15 protein-coding genes are annotated in these 16,588 nt (G+C 40.0%); 8 read left to right on the top strand and 7 right to left on the bottom strand.

What is annotated here, in order from left to right:
* The 4 genes from ACO1QW_RS18145 to ACO1QW_RS18130 form a co-directional block, all read right to left on the bottom strand.
* Window positions 1–1,103 (bottom strand): dipeptidase (locus tag ACO1QW_RS18145; protein WP_486260802.1); only part of this gene is annotated, 1,103 nt, incomplete at its 3' end.
* A gap of 287 nt (window positions 1,104–1,390) precedes the next feature.
* The gene (locus ACO1QW_RS18140; protein ID WP_486260801.1) at window positions 1,391–2,344 is read right to left on the bottom strand and encodes an endonuclease/exonuclease/phosphatase family protein; all 954 of its coding nucleotides are present in this window, start codon (window positions 2,342–2,344) and stop codon (window positions 1,391–1,393) included.
* Window positions 2,345–2,476: 132 nt separating this feature from the next.
* Window positions 2,477–3,223, bottom strand: a complete 747-nt coding sequence (locus ACO1QW_RS18135; RefSeq protein ID WP_486260800.1) for a superoxide dismutase — start codon at window positions 3,221–3,223, stop codon at window positions 2,477–2,479.
* 48 nt (window positions 3,224–3,271) lie between these two features.
* Entirely contained in the window at window positions 3,272–4,699 is a 1,428-nt protein-coding gene (locus ACO1QW_RS18130) for an LptF/LptG family permease (protein WP_486260799.1), read from the bottom strand.
* Between the two features lie 14 nt (window positions 4,700–4,713).
* Here ACO1QW_RS18130 and ACO1QW_RS18125 point away from each other — a divergent pair, with 14 nt between their 5' ends.
* On the top strand, window positions 4,714–5,307 hold the full coding sequence (locus tag ACO1QW_RS18125; protein WP_486260798.1) for a hypothetical protein: 594 nt from the start codon (window positions 4,714–4,716) through the stop codon (window positions 5,305–5,307).
* Here the strand turns inward: ACO1QW_RS18125 and ACO1QW_RS18120 are convergent.
* Window positions 5,304–5,684, bottom strand: coding sequence for an START-like domain-containing protein (locus ACO1QW_RS18120; RefSeq protein WP_486260797.1), 381 nt, complete (start codon window positions 5,682–5,684; stop codon window positions 5,304–5,306). The genes ACO1QW_RS18125 and ACO1QW_RS18120 overlap by 4 nt on opposite strands.
* A gap of 311 nt (window positions 5,685–5,995) precedes the next feature.
* Here ACO1QW_RS18120 and ACO1QW_RS18115 point away from each other — a divergent pair, with 311 nt between their 5' ends.
* Window positions 5,996–6,862 (top strand): sigma-70 family RNA polymerase sigma factor, encoded by an 867-nt coding sequence (locus tag ACO1QW_RS18115; RefSeq protein ID WP_486260796.1) that lies wholly within the window; start codon window positions 5,996–5,998, stop codon window positions 6,860–6,862.
* 97 nt (window positions 6,863–6,959) lie between these two features.
* Window positions 6,960–8,594, top strand: a complete 1,635-nt coding sequence (locus tag ACO1QW_RS18110) for an ArnT family glycosyltransferase (protein ID WP_486260795.1) — start codon at window positions 6,960–6,962, stop codon at window positions 8,592–8,594.
* Window positions 8,595–8,640: 46 nt separating this feature from the next.
* Here ACO1QW_RS18110 and ACO1QW_RS18105 read toward each other — a convergent pair whose 3' ends face one another.
* Window positions 8,641–9,336 (bottom strand): SAM-dependent methyltransferase, encoded by a 696-nt coding sequence (locus ACO1QW_RS18105; protein WP_486260794.1) that lies wholly within the window; start codon window positions 9,334–9,336, stop codon window positions 8,641–8,643.
* 38 nt (window positions 9,337–9,374) lie between these two features.
* A complete protein-coding gene (locus tag ACO1QW_RS18100; protein WP_486260793.1) occupies window positions 9,375–10,136 on the bottom strand; it encodes an EI24 domain-containing protein in 762 nt (253 codons plus the stop codon).
* A 63-nt stretch (window positions 10,137–10,199) separates the two neighbouring features.
* On the opposite strand from ACO1QW_RS18100, the gene ACO1QW_RS18095 reads away from it, so the two are divergent.
* The 5 genes from ACO1QW_RS18095 to ACO1QW_RS18075 all read left to right on the top strand — a co-directional run bounded on the left by ACO1QW_RS18095 (window position 10,200) and on the right by ACO1QW_RS18075 (window position 16,561).
* On the top strand, window positions 10,200–10,832 hold the full coding sequence (locus tag ACO1QW_RS18095; RefSeq protein ID WP_486260792.1) for a DNA-3-methyladenine glycosylase: 633 nt from the start codon (window positions 10,200–10,202) through the stop codon (window positions 10,830–10,832).
* A gap of 38 nt (window positions 10,833–10,870) precedes the next feature.
* Window positions 10,871–12,334, top strand: coding sequence for an SLC13 family permease (locus ACO1QW_RS18090; RefSeq protein WP_486260791.1), 1,464 nt, complete (start codon window positions 10,871–10,873; stop codon window positions 12,332–12,334).
* 156 nt (window positions 12,335–12,490) lie between these two features.
* The gene (locus tag ACO1QW_RS18085; RefSeq protein WP_486260790.1) at window positions 12,491–12,961 is read left to right on the top strand and encodes an RNA polymerase sigma factor; all 471 of its coding nucleotides are present in this window, start codon (window positions 12,491–12,493) and stop codon (window positions 12,959–12,961) included.
* Between the two features lie 5 nt (window positions 12,962–12,966).
* A complete protein-coding gene (locus ACO1QW_RS18080; protein WP_486260789.1) occupies window positions 12,967–13,518 on the top strand; it encodes a hypothetical protein in 552 nt (183 codons plus the stop codon).
* 661 nt (window positions 13,519–14,179) lie between these two features.
* Window positions 14,180–16,561: a PQQ-dependent sugar dehydrogenase gene (locus tag ACO1QW_RS18075; RefSeq protein WP_486260788.1), complete on the top strand. Its 2,382-nt coding sequence runs from the start codon at window positions 14,180–14,182 to the stop codon at window positions 16,559–16,561.
* Window positions 16,562–16,588: the final 27 nt, after the last annotated feature.

Genomic DNA, 16,588 nt, shown 5'->3' with positions numbered 1-16,588 from the left:
GTCATGTAAGGTTCACCGCCATGGTGTTCATGTGCATTCACAGTTACACCTTCAGGTGCAATGCTTTTGAAGTGGTTCAATAATTTCTCCGTGATCTTCTCACTTGATTGGTTCGGTACCAAACGTGCAGAAATTTTTGCATACGCCTTTGAAGGCAACACAGTCTTGGCACCTTCGCCTGTATAACCACCCCAGATACCATTTAATTCCAATGTAGGTCGAATACCTGTGCGTTCGTTGGTAGTAAATCCTTTTTCGCCCCAAAGCTTATCAACTCCAAGATCAGTTCTGTATTCTTTTTCGTCGTAAGGAGCAGCTGCCATCATCTTACGTTCTGCTTCGGTTGCTTCCACTACATCATCATAAAAACCGGGAATAGTGATATGATTATTTTCATCGTGACAACTTGTAATCATCTTCGCCAACATGGTGATTGGATTTGCAACAGCGCCGCCATACACACCGCTATGCAAGTCACGGTTTGGCCCGGTTACTTCCACTTCAATATAACTTAAGCCACGCACACCAATATCAATGCTTGGGTTTTCCATACTGATCATCGCTGTATCGCTGATGAGCACCACATCGGCCTTCAACAATTCTTTGTTTTCTTTTACAAATGTTCCGAGGTTGGGGCTGCCTACTTCTTCTTCACCTTCAATACAGAATTTAATATTTGTTGTAAGCGAATTTGTTTTCACCATTGTTTCCAATGCTTTTACATGCATGTAAACCTGGCCTTTATCATCGCAGGCACCACGTGCAAATATTTTTCCGTCTTTAATTGTTGGATTGAAAGGATCGCTATGCCAAAGGTTGAGCGGATCAACCGGCTGAACATCGTAATGGCCATACACCAACACTGTTGGTTTCGATGGATCGATCATTTTTTCACCATATACAATGGGATGTCCGGCAGTAGGATAAATAGTAACGGTATCGGCACCTGCTTCCAGTAAGCGTTGTTTAATGGCCTCGGCACAAGCCACCATATCCGCTTTGTTTTCGCTTTTGGCACTAATGGATGGGATGCGTAATAATTCAAGCAATTCGTTCAGGAAACGATCTTTATTTTGTTCCTGGTAATCTTTCCAAGCCTGCATAAAAAAATGTATTTGAAATTTGAAATTCGGAATTTGAAAATTGAATACGAATGTAGGAGTTACCACTAAGGTTGCCAACTTTTGTAAAATACGCTGGCAGTTACAAAAGCAGGTGCCGTTTGATGGGTTAAAGAAATGTGAAGACAGAAATTGTTTATAAGTTTTTGCAACATTGTATTTCATCCGTCGTTAATATTGCATCCATAACGGCCTCTACAGATGCTACTTCCCGCTTGCTATTGTGAAGATGTTTTCTGCAGGGGCCGTGACTATTTAATCAACTCCCATTATACTTTTATTGTAACTGAAACCGGGCAATGATCGCTGGCGCCCTGTTTATCTGTTACTCCGGTAAAACGTGAGCCTGTATATTTGGTAGCTTTTGTTGTGAGACCATTTCTCACAATTACAGGTATGGCTGTAGCATTTGTCGTGGCCAGTTTTTTCGATAGAAAAATATAATCGATCTGGTTATAACGCTCATCAATAGGAATAGAAGAGGTGTCCCAGTAATGTGTCCATTGGTCGGCGGGATCGATAATTCTAGTTTGCACAATATTCTCCATCCATTTACTGTTCAGTAATTTTTTCAAACTGGTTTTATCATCAGGATAATCGTTAAGATCGCCAACCACTAACCAGTTTTCTTTTTCAGGATTATTCTTGTATTTCTTTTTGATGATGTCTAAAACGGTTTGCGATTGCAATTCCCGGCGTGGGGCCGTCTTTGCTCTTTTTTGCGCAGGAGTGAGATTTCCTTTATCGAACATCGATTTAAAATGATTCACAAAAATGGTCAGCGGTTTTCCTGCAATTAAAAAATCAACTTCAAGACAATCTCTTGAAAACACAGCCGAGCTTCCGTTTTTCAAGTATTGATGTGTTTTAAGACCTTCAAATGGAATTTTGCTGATGATGGCCACATCGATCAATCTCGGATCATTCGCATCAATTAATATCCTGTATTTATAACCTGCTGATGAAAGATATTCCGAAACAAAATTTTTCAGTGTATCCATGTTCTCCACTTCCTGCAAACAAACGATATCGGCTTTCGTTGCTTTAATGGCATCGGCTGTAAGTTGTCGTTCTGTTTCGTTAACTGTTGTTAAAACAGTTTTGTCGATAATGAAACCATCCTTGAGACGTTCTTCAACTTGTTCTTTGGAAAGATTTTTATTAAACCGGTAACGACGAAAAAGATTTTCGCAATTGAATGTAGCGATGGTGATGGTGCTCATGGCGCAAATAGTTTGCAGAAAGGTACAGACCTGAACAGCCAAATGCAATACTGCAAAGCGGGATAGTGACGAGTAGGAGAGGTGAATAGTCAATGCTGAGCGAACTATTCAGCACTCACCATTGACCATTCACTATATTGCTTCAAAACGTTGTTGTACAAAATCCCAGTTCACAACTTTCCACCAGGCAGCAATATAATCGGGGCGTTTGTTTTGATACTTCAGATAATAAGCATGTTCCCACACATCTAAACCTAGTAATGGTGTTCCTTTAATTTCGCTTACATTCATCAATGGATTATCCTGGTTAGGTGTTGATCCTATTTTCAATTGCTTATTACCATCAACATACAACCATGCCCAGCCGCTGCCAAAACGGTTTTTGCCAGCATCGGAAAACTGTGTGTGAAATGATTCAAAACTGTTGAATGATTGTTGAATGGAAGTGAGAAGTTTGCCTTTTGGCTCGCTGCCGCCTGGTTTCATACAGCGCCAGAACAACTCATGGTTGTAATGTCCACCTGCATTGTTGCGCACTTTCGCTGAGTAAGCAGAAATGTTGCTGAAGATATTCTCAACGGGTTTTGATTGATCGATGTTTTCAGCTTTTGCAGCATCACGCAGGTTAGTTGCATAAGCTGCTGCATGTTTGCTGTAATGAATTTCCATTGTCATTGCATCGATCAACGGCTCAAGATCTTTATATGCATAAGGCAGAGGCGTTTGCTCAAAGCCTACAAATGCTTTGCTTCCACTTAGCACTTTTGCTGACGTACATCCTGCCAACAAATCAGCGCCTGCGAGACTTGCTGCTGCAACAGCCACTGTTGTTTTAGCTGATTGATCAATAAAACGGCGGCGTGAAATATGATTTGGCATAATTGTAAATTTTATTCAATGAAGTTACAACATGATCTGATGAACACATCACTGATTTCTTTTCAAAAATCGTCCCAACCCGATGCGTCGCATGGTCCTGTAGTAAAACTCAGCATTAAACAGGTTCGAGTCTTTCATGGCTTTCCAGGTGAGAAATATACCAATCGGAATTAATACAACGGTCGACATCCACATACCGGCACTTGGCAACATGGTATCTTCTCTTACCATTTTTTCGCCAGTAGTATTTACTATATGAAACACGATAAAGAAGAACACTGAAATAACCAATGGCAAACCCAAACCTCCCTTGCGTATAATGGAACCTAATGGTGCACCAATCAAAAACAATACCACGCATGCAAATGATAACGTGAACTTGCGATGCTGTTCGATGCGATGCAGACGAAGTTGCTTTTGTTGATCGATAAACTCGTACGACAAGAAATCGATTGAACTTTTAGCGCCTGAAATTTTTGATATTGCCGTTGAATAAACATTTCTTTTCAACGAATCCGGAATAAGGTCTTTGAAGTTCTTTATTTTCTTTGCAACTGCTTTATTGTTTTTCCAAACACTGTCGGGCACTGTTTGCATAGGAAACATTGGCCTGACCTCTCTTTTCGATTTTTGACCAAGCTTTGTTATTACATTTTCCAATGAGTCGGCAACCGTGGTAAGTTGCTTTAGACTAAGCATTTTATAGTAAGTCTTAAAGGTTGAATCGGCAGTTTTAGTAAGCTTGAATGAACTGAGATCAAATACTTTTTTATATTCTTTGAATCCTAATCGATAATATTCAGTTTCTGTAGTTCCTGAACTTCCTTTTTCCTGGTAGCGCCAGCCATTCTGCAAATTGAAAGAAAGAAAACGCTGGTCATTTGAAATAGTCATGGTTCCTTTCTCAGCAAGAATAATGTTATCCTGTAAGGAATAGTTATGTTCATAGATCACCACATTATGAATAATGGAATCGTTTTCTTTTCGACCAACCTTAATGGTATACCCATCGAGTTTTTTATAGAATACACCTTCTTTAATATCGAAGGCTGGTTTTGCTACACGTATATCGTACAATAGTGTACGCATTTTTAATTCAGCAACTGGAATAACATAATTGGCAAAAGCAAATGCAACAACACCAAGCAACATGGAGACAATCAGTACAGGTCGCATAAAACGAATAAGCGGAATGCCTGCACTTTTTATAGCAACCAATTCAAACGATTCGCCCAGGTTGCCAAAGGTCATAATGGATGACAGTAAAATACCCAACGGTAAAGCCAGCGGCACCAGTGTGGTACTTACATAACCAATAAACTGAATAAGCGTAAATATATCGATGCCTTTTCCAACAAAATCATCAATGTACAACCAGAAGAATTGAACCACGAGAATGAACACAGCAATAAAGAAGGTGGCCAGGAAAGGCCCGATAAATGCTTTTATAATAAGTTTGTCTAACTTTTTAAACACTGATCTTCTTTTTTATGCAGGAATCATCAAAGGTAAGTCTTTCAGCTTTTGAGCAGCAACTGGTAACAGATGCTAATTGGATTTTAACAAAGAACAGGATCATCGAAAAAGTATATTGCTTGTTTGGTAACCTGAGTGAACACTTTAAAGAGGAACTGTTCTTACAAAAATTACCTTCGGAAATAGTAGCAGCATCGCCTAAAATTGCAAGAGGAGAAAATTATGAAAGCCTTCCCTATGTTATGCTCGATTATCCACGTTGTTTTGGGAAAGATGATACGTTTGCAATAAGAACTTTTTTCTGGTGGGGAAATTTTTTCAGTATCACCTTGCACTTGAAAGGAAAATATTTAAACCAATACGCAGAAGCAATTCAACAAAATATCAATAATCAAAACGGCGAAGATCTTTGGATAAATGTAAAGGATGAGGAATGGCAGCATCATTTCAGAGGCGACAATATGATACGCATAACAACACAGCAGCAAAATATCAGTGATAAAAAAATACTGAAACTTGCAGTTCAATGTAAACTCGAAGAATGGGATAATGCCGAAACAAAACTTAATGCTTCATTCCGTCAGCTGCTGAAACTATTACAACATTAACTGCCTATGCGGTGAAAAAGATCTTTCACCTGGTATTCCCACAATTGACTTTGATCTTTGATTTCTTTTTTCTCAGCAAAATCTTTTACAATCAATATTGTTTGATTGGAAATTTCAGTGCGTTCAATTCTGAATTCAAAGTATTCTTCTTTTGCAGAATGCGTCCAGCGGTAACGTACAAATTTATCTAACTCACTTTCCAATAATTCAGCTTTTTCATCTGAACCATTCCAGTTAAACGAAAAGATACCATCCCGTTCATCAACTTTATCGGCAAACCATTCCTGGAGACCCGACGGTGTTGCTAAAAATTCATATAAAATACCTGGCGAGCACCGTACTGGAAACTCCAGTGTGTATAAAACTTTCTTACTCATTGTTCTTTCGCAAAGCGATTTGATGCAATAATAAAAAAATAATGCAGTAAACAAAATTTTTACTTCGTTATTATTGTTTAATTCTTTTTTCTACAACCTTAAACAAAACAGGAAAATTTCGACGAAATGCAAGCCAGACGGGGCTTTTTTTTGGCTGAATTGGCAAATAAGGTTAAATTAGGATGAAGTTTTAAGACCTAATACTCAGTTAATGTAAAGGTTTTTATTTGTGATTTAATTACTACACCTGAGTTTTTGGTCCGGAACTATGAAACAACATCAGATTAACCTAAAAACCAAAGCTTATGAGCATGCGCCAACTCAAAATCACAAAATCTATCACCAACCGTGAATCGCAGAGTCTTGAAAAGTATCTGCAGGAGATCGGTAAGGTAGAATTAATCAGCCCTGAAGAAGAAGTAAAACTGGCTGAGCGGATCAAACAAGGTGACCAAAGGGCACTTGATCGCTTAACAAAAGCCAATCTTCGATTTGTGGTATCTGTAGCAAAACAGTACCAAAATCAGGGCCTCTCTCTTCCCGATCTTATCAATGAAGGAAATTTAGGATTGATCAAAGCCGCACAGCGTTTTGATGAAACCCGTGGTTTCAAATTTATTTCCTATGCCGTTTGGTGGATCAGGCAAAGTATTCTGCAGGCATTGGCCGAGCAATCCAGAATTGTTCGTTTGCCTTTGAACAAAGTGGGATTAACCAATCGTATCAACAAAGCATTTTCACAACTTGAGCAGGAGTACGAACGTGAACCTTCTGCTGAAGAGTTAGCAGAAATGCTTGAATTGGAGATTGAAGAAGTTTCATCCACACTCAGTATTTCATCCCGCCACGTAAGTATGGATTCACCGTTAAGTGATGGTGAAGAAAATACGTTGATGGATGTGATGGAAAACCCGAATGCTGTTGCAACGGATGGAGAACTTGATCATAACGAATCGCTACGCACTGAGATCACACGTTCGCTTAAAACGTTAACCGAGCGCCAGCAGGATGTGATCAAATATTTCTTCGGCATTGGAGTAGATCATCCATTAAGTCTTGAAGATATTGGTGAGCGTTTTAATCTTACACGTGAACGTGTTCGCCAGATCAAAGACAAAGCCATCAGTAAATTAAAAACCAACAGTCGTTGTAAATTATTAAAAGGATATTTAGGCTAATGAAATAAAATTTACGCAATTTGAACGGGAGCCGAGGCTCCCGTTTTTTTATGCTTACAGCATTGAACGTTCAGTTTCATTTATCTTCGTAACCATCATGAACAGGATCGTATCTTATTTGGGTATTGCAGTAATTGCGGCTTTATTATTTTTCCATTCGCTTGGCCGTGTTCCGTTGTTTGATTGGGATGAGATCAACTTTGCGGAGAGTGCTAGAGAAATGATTGAGACCAACAATTACATGCAGGTGCAAATCAATTACGAACCATTCTGGGAAAAGCCACCTCTTTTTTTCTGGATGCAGGTGGCAGCGATGAAAGTGTTTGGCGTAAATGAATTTGCAGCACGACTGCCCAATGCGCTTTGTGGTGTTGCTACGTTACTAGTTTTATTTGGCATTGGCCGACGATTGCATAACGAGCAATTCGCTTTTTGGTGGGTGCTCATCTATGCTGGTACGTTTCTTCCGCATTTGTATTTTAAGAGCGGCATCATCGATCCATGGTTTAATCTTTTTATTTTTCTTGGTATTTATTTTCTCAGCAGGTTTCTTTCTGCAAAAGAGGAGCGGCAATCGTTCATGAAACATCTTTTGCTGTCAGGATTGTTTACCGGTATCGGCATATTAACTAAAGGACCTGTTGCAGCATTAGTAGTGTTGTTGAGTTACGGGCTGTTTATTTTATTCAATAGATGGAAAGGGTGGGTATCGGTTAAATATTATCTCACCTGGGGACTGATCGTTTTACTGGTGACCATGATCTGGTTTGGTTTAGAGATCGCACAACACGGATGGTGGTTCGTAAATGAATTCGTCACCTATCAAATACGATTGTTCAATACAAAGGATGCAGGCCACGGCGGTTTCTTACTTTATCATTTTGTGGTGGTGCTTATCGGCTGCTTCCCTGCCTCACTGTTGATCTTCCGTTACAAAAATCAAATTCATGAAAACAGGCATCAGCAGTATTTCAGAATGTTCATGATTGCTTCGTTGATTGTAATACTGGTATTGTTTACGATTGTGAAAACCAAGATCGTTCATTACTCATCGTTCACTTATTTGCCCATAGGCTATTTAGCTGCTGCTACTGTATATGGTGTTGTCAATCGAACCGCTCAATTAAAGAGATGGCAGAAGTTTGGATTATTATTTCTCGGTATCATCTGGAGTGTCCTTTTTATCGCATTGCCATTGATCGGCAATAATATCGACTGGATAAAGCCAATGCTCACCAAAGATGTTTTTGCAATGGGTAATGTAGAAGCTGATGTGCAATGGAATTATTTTTTAATGATTCCCGGTGTATTATTTCTGGCTGCAGTGATAACGAGCAGCATTTGGTTACAGCAAAAGAAATTTCAAAAGGCAATTGTTTTGTTACTCATTGCATGTATTGGTGCCATGCAGGTATTGCTTACGTTGTTTACACCACGAATTGAACAATATTCGCAACATGCAGCTATAGAGTTTTACGAATCACTACAAGGCAAAGATGTTTACATTAAAACATTAGGATATAAAAGCTACGCCCAGTATTTCTATACACGCATTAAACCTGGCCAACGTAAAGAAGCAAAAGATGAAAATTGGTTAATGATGGGTAATGTAGATAAGCCCACTTACTTCATCAGCAAAAACACATTTGAAAAAGAAGTGATGGAGAAGCATGCCAATAAAGTTGAAGTGATCGGTCGCAAAAACGGGTTTGTGTTTTACAAGCGAAAGTAATTCTGTTCACTTTTTGCGTTTGACCTTCCAGCTTTGCCTTGTTAATTTATCCCATCAAACAAAAGATCACAGGTTGTTTGTGTAGATCAGGAATTTGTTTTTTCCATTCTGCCACTGTTTTTGTTTGGATGAATTCATTTGGCGCTGTAAGATTGGCTGCAATACAAATACGTGTTTGTGGTTTGCAGCTTTTCAAAATTGTTTCAAGTAATTGATTATTGCGATATGGTGTTTCAATAAATACCTGCGTACTTTGAAACTTGGCAGAAAAATCTTCCAGCTGGGTCAACTTTCGTTTGCGTTGTGGTTCTTCAATGGGCAGATAACCAACAAATGAAAATTGCTGACCATTCATTCCACTTCCCATCAACGCTAATAAAATAGAACTTGGTCCCACCAATGGTTTAACGGTAGCGCCAACCTGGTGAGCAGCTTCAATTAAAATTTGTCCCGGATCTGCAATGCCCGGGCAACCAGCTTCACTGATGATCCCAATTGTTTTGCCAGCTTTCAGTTTTTGCATGAACTGGTTCTTCACCTGTGCTTCTGCTTTGTGAATGATGAACCATTCGTGATCATCGATCACAATGGCCTTGTCCAGTTTTTTCAGGTATCGTCTTGCAGTTCGTTCATTCTCCACAAAAAATACATTGCATTGCTTCACTGCATCGAGCACATAAGCAGGAATAGCTTCCAGACTTTCATCTTCTAACGGCGCAGGAATTAAGAAAACAACAGGCAAGTGACTAGAGTTTAATGAACAATCAGCAAATGTAAGCCTTACGGATTATCATCCGGATGATACAAACTTAATGTGGCAGCAATTACGGCATAGGCAGGAGCCAGAACCCATCCTACAAATGGCACAAGGTGCATAAGAAAAAATACCATGCCGTTTCCAATTGCCAAGCCTCTCCGGTTACTTATGAAGGCAATGCTTTGCGATGGTGAAAGTTTATGACGTTCTGTACTATAATCGAGCATGGAGAATCCGTAGTAATAACATTCAACCAGGAATGCAATTAAGGGACTGATCCAACCAACCACTGGTATCAATGAAAGTAAAAGAATGCTGATGATATACACTGTTTGCCACAATGTATTTCGCAATGCCAGGCGAATGGCACGCCAGATATCACTCAACAATTGTTGCACGCTGAAGGGGTAATCATTTCCTTCAATAATATTTTCTGTTTTTTCGCTGAGGTAGGCAAACACAGGCGAGCCCACAACAAGAAATAGGAATTTGAACAATGAAAAATAAAAGAACAGTAATATCAGCCGCACCATAATGCTCGCTGTGATGAACAGGAAGTTGAGGAAACTGTTGTTCATTGAATCGAGCCAGCTTTTAATACCCACCACATTAAACAGCCAATCAAGAAAACTGCTGCTGGAGTTCCAGAACAACCACATCCCTCCCATAAATAAGAGCATATAGATGAAGCCCGGAATGAGAATCCATTTCCATAACTTGTGACGCACAATAAAATTATGCGCTCTGAAGTAAGCCTGAACAGCAATGACTAATTCCTTTAACAAGCGTTCTATGTTTTAAATAATGAATAAGGTGCTTAGCAGGCGTGTGCGGCAAAATACAACAAAATGCAAAAGCTCGGCATAGATTTTTATGAGCGTGATGATGTGGCACAGATAGCGCAGGAGCTGTTAGGAAAATATATCATCACAAAATTTGATAAGGAATACACCGTTGGTCGTATTGTTGAAACAGAAGCATATGCAGGTATCATTGATAAAGCATCACATGCATATAATAACAGGCGAACTGCAAGAACAGAAGTGATGTTTGGAGCGCCCGGTGTTTCTTATGTATATCTCTGCTATGGCATTCATCATTTATTTAATGTTGTGTGCAATGTAAAAGATAAGCCTGATGCTGTTTTGATTCGTGGCATTGAGCCCGTTGAAGGTGTTGACACTATGCTGCAACGTTTCAATAAAGAAAAAAAGGACAATAGTATTGGTCGTGGTCCGGGGAATGTGAGTAAAGCATTAGGTATTTCAACATTGCATAGCGGTTTACAATTACAAAGCAAACAAATCTGGTTGGCAGAAGAGAATACGCCATCTTCTTTTAATATAATGGCCTCGCCCCGCATAGGTGTTGATTATGCTGCCGAACATGCCTTATGGCTTTATCGTTTTTTTATGGAAGGTCACCCACAGGTAAGCAAACACGCACTAAATAAAACTGCCATTACATTAACTAACCTGTAGAAGATCAGAACTCCGGACTAAAAAACTATATTTATCTCATGGAGTTCGTCAAAAGAAATCAATACTGGATATCGTTGTTATCCGGAATTGTATTGTCGCTTGCTGCTTATCTTTTTAATCCCTTTGGATTAGATGCTGTGGCCAACAACGCCGTTGCTGTTGCTGTTCTTATGATCACATGGTGGATCAGCGAAGCATTACCCATGCCCGCTGTAGCGCTTATACCTTTAGTGTTGCTTCCGTTGTTCAACATCAGCTCTATGGAAGAAACGGCAAAAGCTTACAGCAATCCTGTGATCTTTTTATTCATGGGAGGTTTTATGATTGGCCTAGCGATTGAAAAATGGAATCTGCATAAGCGAATTGCATTAAGCATTGTACAAAAAACCGGCACCAGTGGCAATCGTATTATTCTCGGATTCATCATTGCAACATCTTTTTTAAGTATGTGGCTTAGCAACACCGCTACTACAATGATGATGTTTCCCATTGCTCTCAGCGTAATTGCGGTAATGAAAGAGCATGAGCAGGAGGGAACCAGTCTTGCAAATTTTTCCCTTGTGTTAATGTTGGTGATTGCTTACGCCAGTAATATTGGTGGCATTGCCACCATCATCGGCACACCGCCCAATGTTGCCTTTGTTGCGTTTATTGAGAAAAAATATAATTATGATGTGCAGTTTATCGATTGGATGATGGTGTGCACACCGCTTGCAATTGTGTTGCTGGTAGCGTTATATTTTGTATTAGTGAAATGGATGTTTCCAAGTCGCATACGAAATAGTGAAGATGCAAATCTTTACATCAAAGATGAATTAAGGGCATTAGGTAAAATGTCTGTGTCAGAAAAAAGAGTTCTCATCATTTTCATCGCCACTGCAATACTATGGATCACCAAAGATTTGCTGAATCAAATCGGTTGGTTCAAGTTAAACGATAGTATGATCGCAATCATTGGGGCCTTATTTTTATTTGCAACGCCAGCAGACAAACAAGTCCACAAAAAATTATCGATGTTGTTAACCTGGAGCGATACGTCAAAAATGGCCTGGGGCATTTTGTTATTGTTCGGTGGTGGCATTGCATTGGCTAATTCATTAGAACAGGTGGGTGTAATGGCTCAGGTAGGCCAGTGGCTTGCGGGCTTTAGTAATATGCACGGGTTAATTCTGGTGTTAGTGATTGTAGTGATCTGCATCTTTTTAAGTGAAGTAATGAGTAATGTGGCGCAGGTTATTGTATTAGCTCCAGTTCTTGGTTCACTTGCCGATGCATTGCATCTCGATCCATTGTTGCTTGGTTTACCAATGACACTGGCTGCCAGCGCTGCCGCCATGATGCCCATGGGAACACCACCGAATGCCATTGTATTCAGCAGTGGTCATATCAAATTAAAAGACATGATCAAAGCCGGTTTCGTGATGAATATGGTGAGCATCTTAATCATTACACTGTTTTGCTGGTATATATTACCGGCGGTTATGAGGGTGGTTGCCAACTAGGCTATAACTGGGGAGCCAGGCGTCCCTAAATTCCACATCTGGCCAAATTCCATATTTTTTTTGCAGGTGTAAGTTTTAGCTTCACTAATGCAACTTATGCTGTATAAGGTTTAATGTAAAATACCCCGGAATCGGGGCTTGACCTTTGGTTGAATTATGGAGCAGTCGTTCATAAAAAGTATACAGGATAATCAAAACATCATTTACAAGGTTTGCAACTTGTATCGTGATAGCCGTGAGGACCAGGAAGATCTCTTCCAGGAAATTGTGTATCAACTCTGGAAGTCATATCCAGGCTTTAAAGGCGAATCAAAGTTCAGCTCCTGGATGTACAGGATTGCGTTGAACACCGCTATTGCAGTATATCGCAAACCAAAGTTGAAGATGGTTTATTCCGACGAACTTCCAGAGACTGTTCATTATGCTGCCGGCAACAATAGTTCAGAAAATCAGGAACGGTTATTCGAAGCGCTTCGCATTTTAACTGATGCTGAAAAAGCAGTTATCTCTTTATATCTCGAGGATTTTAACTACCAGGAAATTGCTGCTATTACCGGAATAACGGAAACTAATGTTGGGGCGAGGTTAAGTCGAATTAAAAACAAATTAAAACAACGTTTAAATTAATTTTTATGGAACTCGATGAATTAAAATCAGGCTGGCAAAATGCTGGCGGTAATTATAAAACAAATGCAGACCTGGCACGAATGACAAAACTCAACAGTCATCCTACGTTGAAACGCATTCGCACTAAGTTGATCATCGAAACAATAACACTTTCATTTTTCCTGGTAGTGTATTACGATTGGTTTGATGGCGACACAAAGCCTTTATATGCTAACCTGCTTTTATTTGCAGCGGCACTGTTATATATCTTCAACGATGTAATCGGTTATTTTTCCTTGGCAAAACCAGTGCTTAAAGAAAATCTCACATTGTCAGTTCAACATTTACTAAAGAAGGTGAAGCGATTATCGATCCTCTCCTTGGTTATATCTTTTTTTTATAGTGTTTGCCTGCTTGTGTTTTTTCTGTCAATTGTAACCTTCACCAGGGAAAAGAGTTTTATTTTACTGGGAATGATCCTTGTACTTGTGCAGCTTACACATATCTCTTATAAAATATGGCGTAACTGGATTTTAAAACTGGAATTACAGGAAAGGGATTTTAATGAACACAGTTGAACCGAACCGATGATCATTAATGTAGAAAGCCCCCGATCTCTCGGGGGCTTTCTAAATGACTTCAATGCTTTGGGTTTTCTTGTCCGTATTATCCTCTTTCGCAGGGTACAGAAGTCACTTGGTTTTCATGGGGCCGTAATTTCAAACGGGCTTTTGGATACTTGGTTTTCCGCTCTGCTTTTCAGCAGGCTTCGGATTTGGATTTGGTTCGGTCTTTTTCAAGGATTGGATTTGGTTCGGATGTTTTGCTGCTTCCCGGCAGGTTCTTTGGGATTGGATTTTTTCAGTTTTTCTATTGGATATTGTTTTCTGCTTCGATGATGTAAAACTACATCCGTAACATCTGCGGCGCAACAATTTTGCTGTTGCATTTTCAAAAACAAACAGCTGCACCCACTCGCACTAAGTGGGGATACTTAGTACACATATAAGAAAAGTATACGTGTTAAAATCAACGACAACACCCCTGATATGATGTACTACAAGTTATGAAAGATAGAAACGACAGCATATGTTTATGCAACAACAACATTTTGTTGCATGAACGTCTTAGCCATGTTATTCACATGTGGAAACTACTTGGTAATAATCCGTTGAATTTTTTTTCATAAAAAAATCATTCCTTTGGAAAGTCAAATCAGAAATCCCCAAAACCACTTACATGAAACGAATTCTACTTTCATTTCTATCCCTCGTGCTTTTCCATCAGTTAAATGCTCAATGTCTCGGAATGGGCGGCATCAATTACCAACAATGGAATAACGTAACGGGCGGCAACATCAGTAACCTGACCTCCCTCATTGGCTATCCAAACAACGCATCGGTAACTGGTATTCGAACAATATTTGAAAGCACGGCCAACACCGGTAACAATATTGGTGTAAGAATGTATGGCTATCTCTGTGTACCAACAACGGGCACTTATTATTTCTGGGTGGCTGCTGACAATGCAGGAGAATTATGGCTTAGCAGCACCGGTCTTTCAACTGGTAAGGTGAGAATAGCATACACCTCCAAAGCAACAAAGTATCGTCAATGGAATGCTTCAGCTTCTCAAAAATCCGTTGGTATTGTTTTAGTAGCAGGTGTCAAATATTATGTAGAAGCCTTAATGAAAGAAACAACGGGTAACGATAACCTTTCTGTTGGCTGGTCGAAACCCGGCCAAAGCTCATCGGCACCAAGTGAAGTTATTCCCGGTGCTAATCTTTCAACTGATCTTATTTTCGATACACAAGCTCCATCAGCCCCTGCTGGTCTTGCTGCTGATTTTATCACCACCAATTCTTTTGTATTGAAGTGGGATGCTTCAACCGATAATACTGCCGTTACAGGTTATGATGTTTACAGGAATGGTGTAAAAATGAATAGCACTGCGCTCACCTACACTTCTTACAGTGTAACTGGTCTTGCTGCCAACACAACTTATAACATGACGGTTCGTGCCAGAGACGCAGCCGGCAATGAATCAACCAGTGCTGTATTTCCTGTTACAACTATCGCTTCCATAGCCGCTTCGGAATCGTTCAGCGTTCGGACGGTTATTCCACGTCAGCGTATGCCACACGATCTGGTGTATGGCCCTGATGATAATCTTTGGTATACTGAGCGCTTTGGCGGTACCGTTAGTTTCGTTAATCCTTCAACAGGTGTAAAGCGTGTTGTATTAACATTGGGATCGAAAATGGTGCGTGTTGGTGGACAAGATGGTTTAATGGGTCTCGCACTTCATCCTGAATTTAACACTGGTAAACCTTATGTTTATATTTCTTACACTTATCAATCTTTAAGTGCTACCGTTAGAAGAATTCGCATTGAACGCTATACCTACGACGCATTTACGCAAACTCTCGTTAACCCTGTTACAGTTTTAGAAAGTATTCCTGGTAGTAACGATCATAACTCTGCACGCCTTGCCATTGGGCCTGATACGAAATTGTATTTCAGTATTGGCGATATGGGTGCTGGACAGTTTGATAATATCAGTCGTGTAAACAACGCACAAAATCTCTCCATTCTTGAAGGCAAGATCCTTCGCCTGAATACTGAATTGGAAAGTGGTTCATGGATACCAGCTGATAATCCATTTACAAGCGGGGGACAACCAACTGCTGTTTATTCACTTGGCCATCGTAATCCGCAAGGATTGGTTTGGGGAAATGTGAATGGTTCAAATATTTTATACAGTACCGAACATGGTCCTTATAGCGATGATGAAGTGAACATTATTGAAAGCGGAAGAAATTTCGGTTGGCCCCAAGTAGCTGGTTATTGTGATGGTAACTATAACGGTCGCAACATTGGTGGCTTTGATGTTGTGAGTGAACAAGTGAACTGTGCAACATTAAATGCAAAAGAACCACTACGTTCAATTTACCCTGCAGTGAACCCACCAACTGGTGGCGACAATATGCTGTGGCCTTCAATGGCGCCATCAGGAACAGAATTTTATGGCAGTACGGGAATTCCGGGTTGGCAGAATTCGGTGTTGGTGGCTATGTTAAAAGCGGGTACCATTACCCGTTATCAACTAAGTAATGATGGCTTGCGTATTATTTCTGATACCATCAACTATTTCCGTGGCATGGGTCGCTTCCGTGATGTGGTGGTTAGTCCTGATGGAACAAAAATTTATGTGGCTTGCGATTCAAGCGGTTCAACATCGGGTCCAACAGGTAATGTAACAACAACGCCTGCAAACCCCGGAAGCATTCTCGAGTTTACATTTAATGGTGGAGCGCTTCGTCAATTTGTGCAAACTGCTCCTGTTGATAACAGGGTGAAAGAAGAGAAGAAGGATAAAACAATTGATATTTATCCAAACCCTGCTACCAACTTCATTATTGTATATAATTACAGCACTGAAGCAGGACGCATCATCGAACTCTTTGATGTTAAAGGCCGCAGAGTAAAACAAGCAGCTGGTAACGGATTGGCAACACGTATGGAAACAGCTGAACTTCCTGCTGGTATGTATGTGCTGCGTGTTACAGGTGCAAGCGGAAATGTGTTACGAACAGAAAAACTGATCATTAACAGATAGTCTCTTTCCTGATGTATCATACAGGCC

This window comes from Lacibacter sp. (genome assembly GCF_057361365.1).
This window is presented reverse-complemented; position numbering and strand designations above follow the sequence as displayed.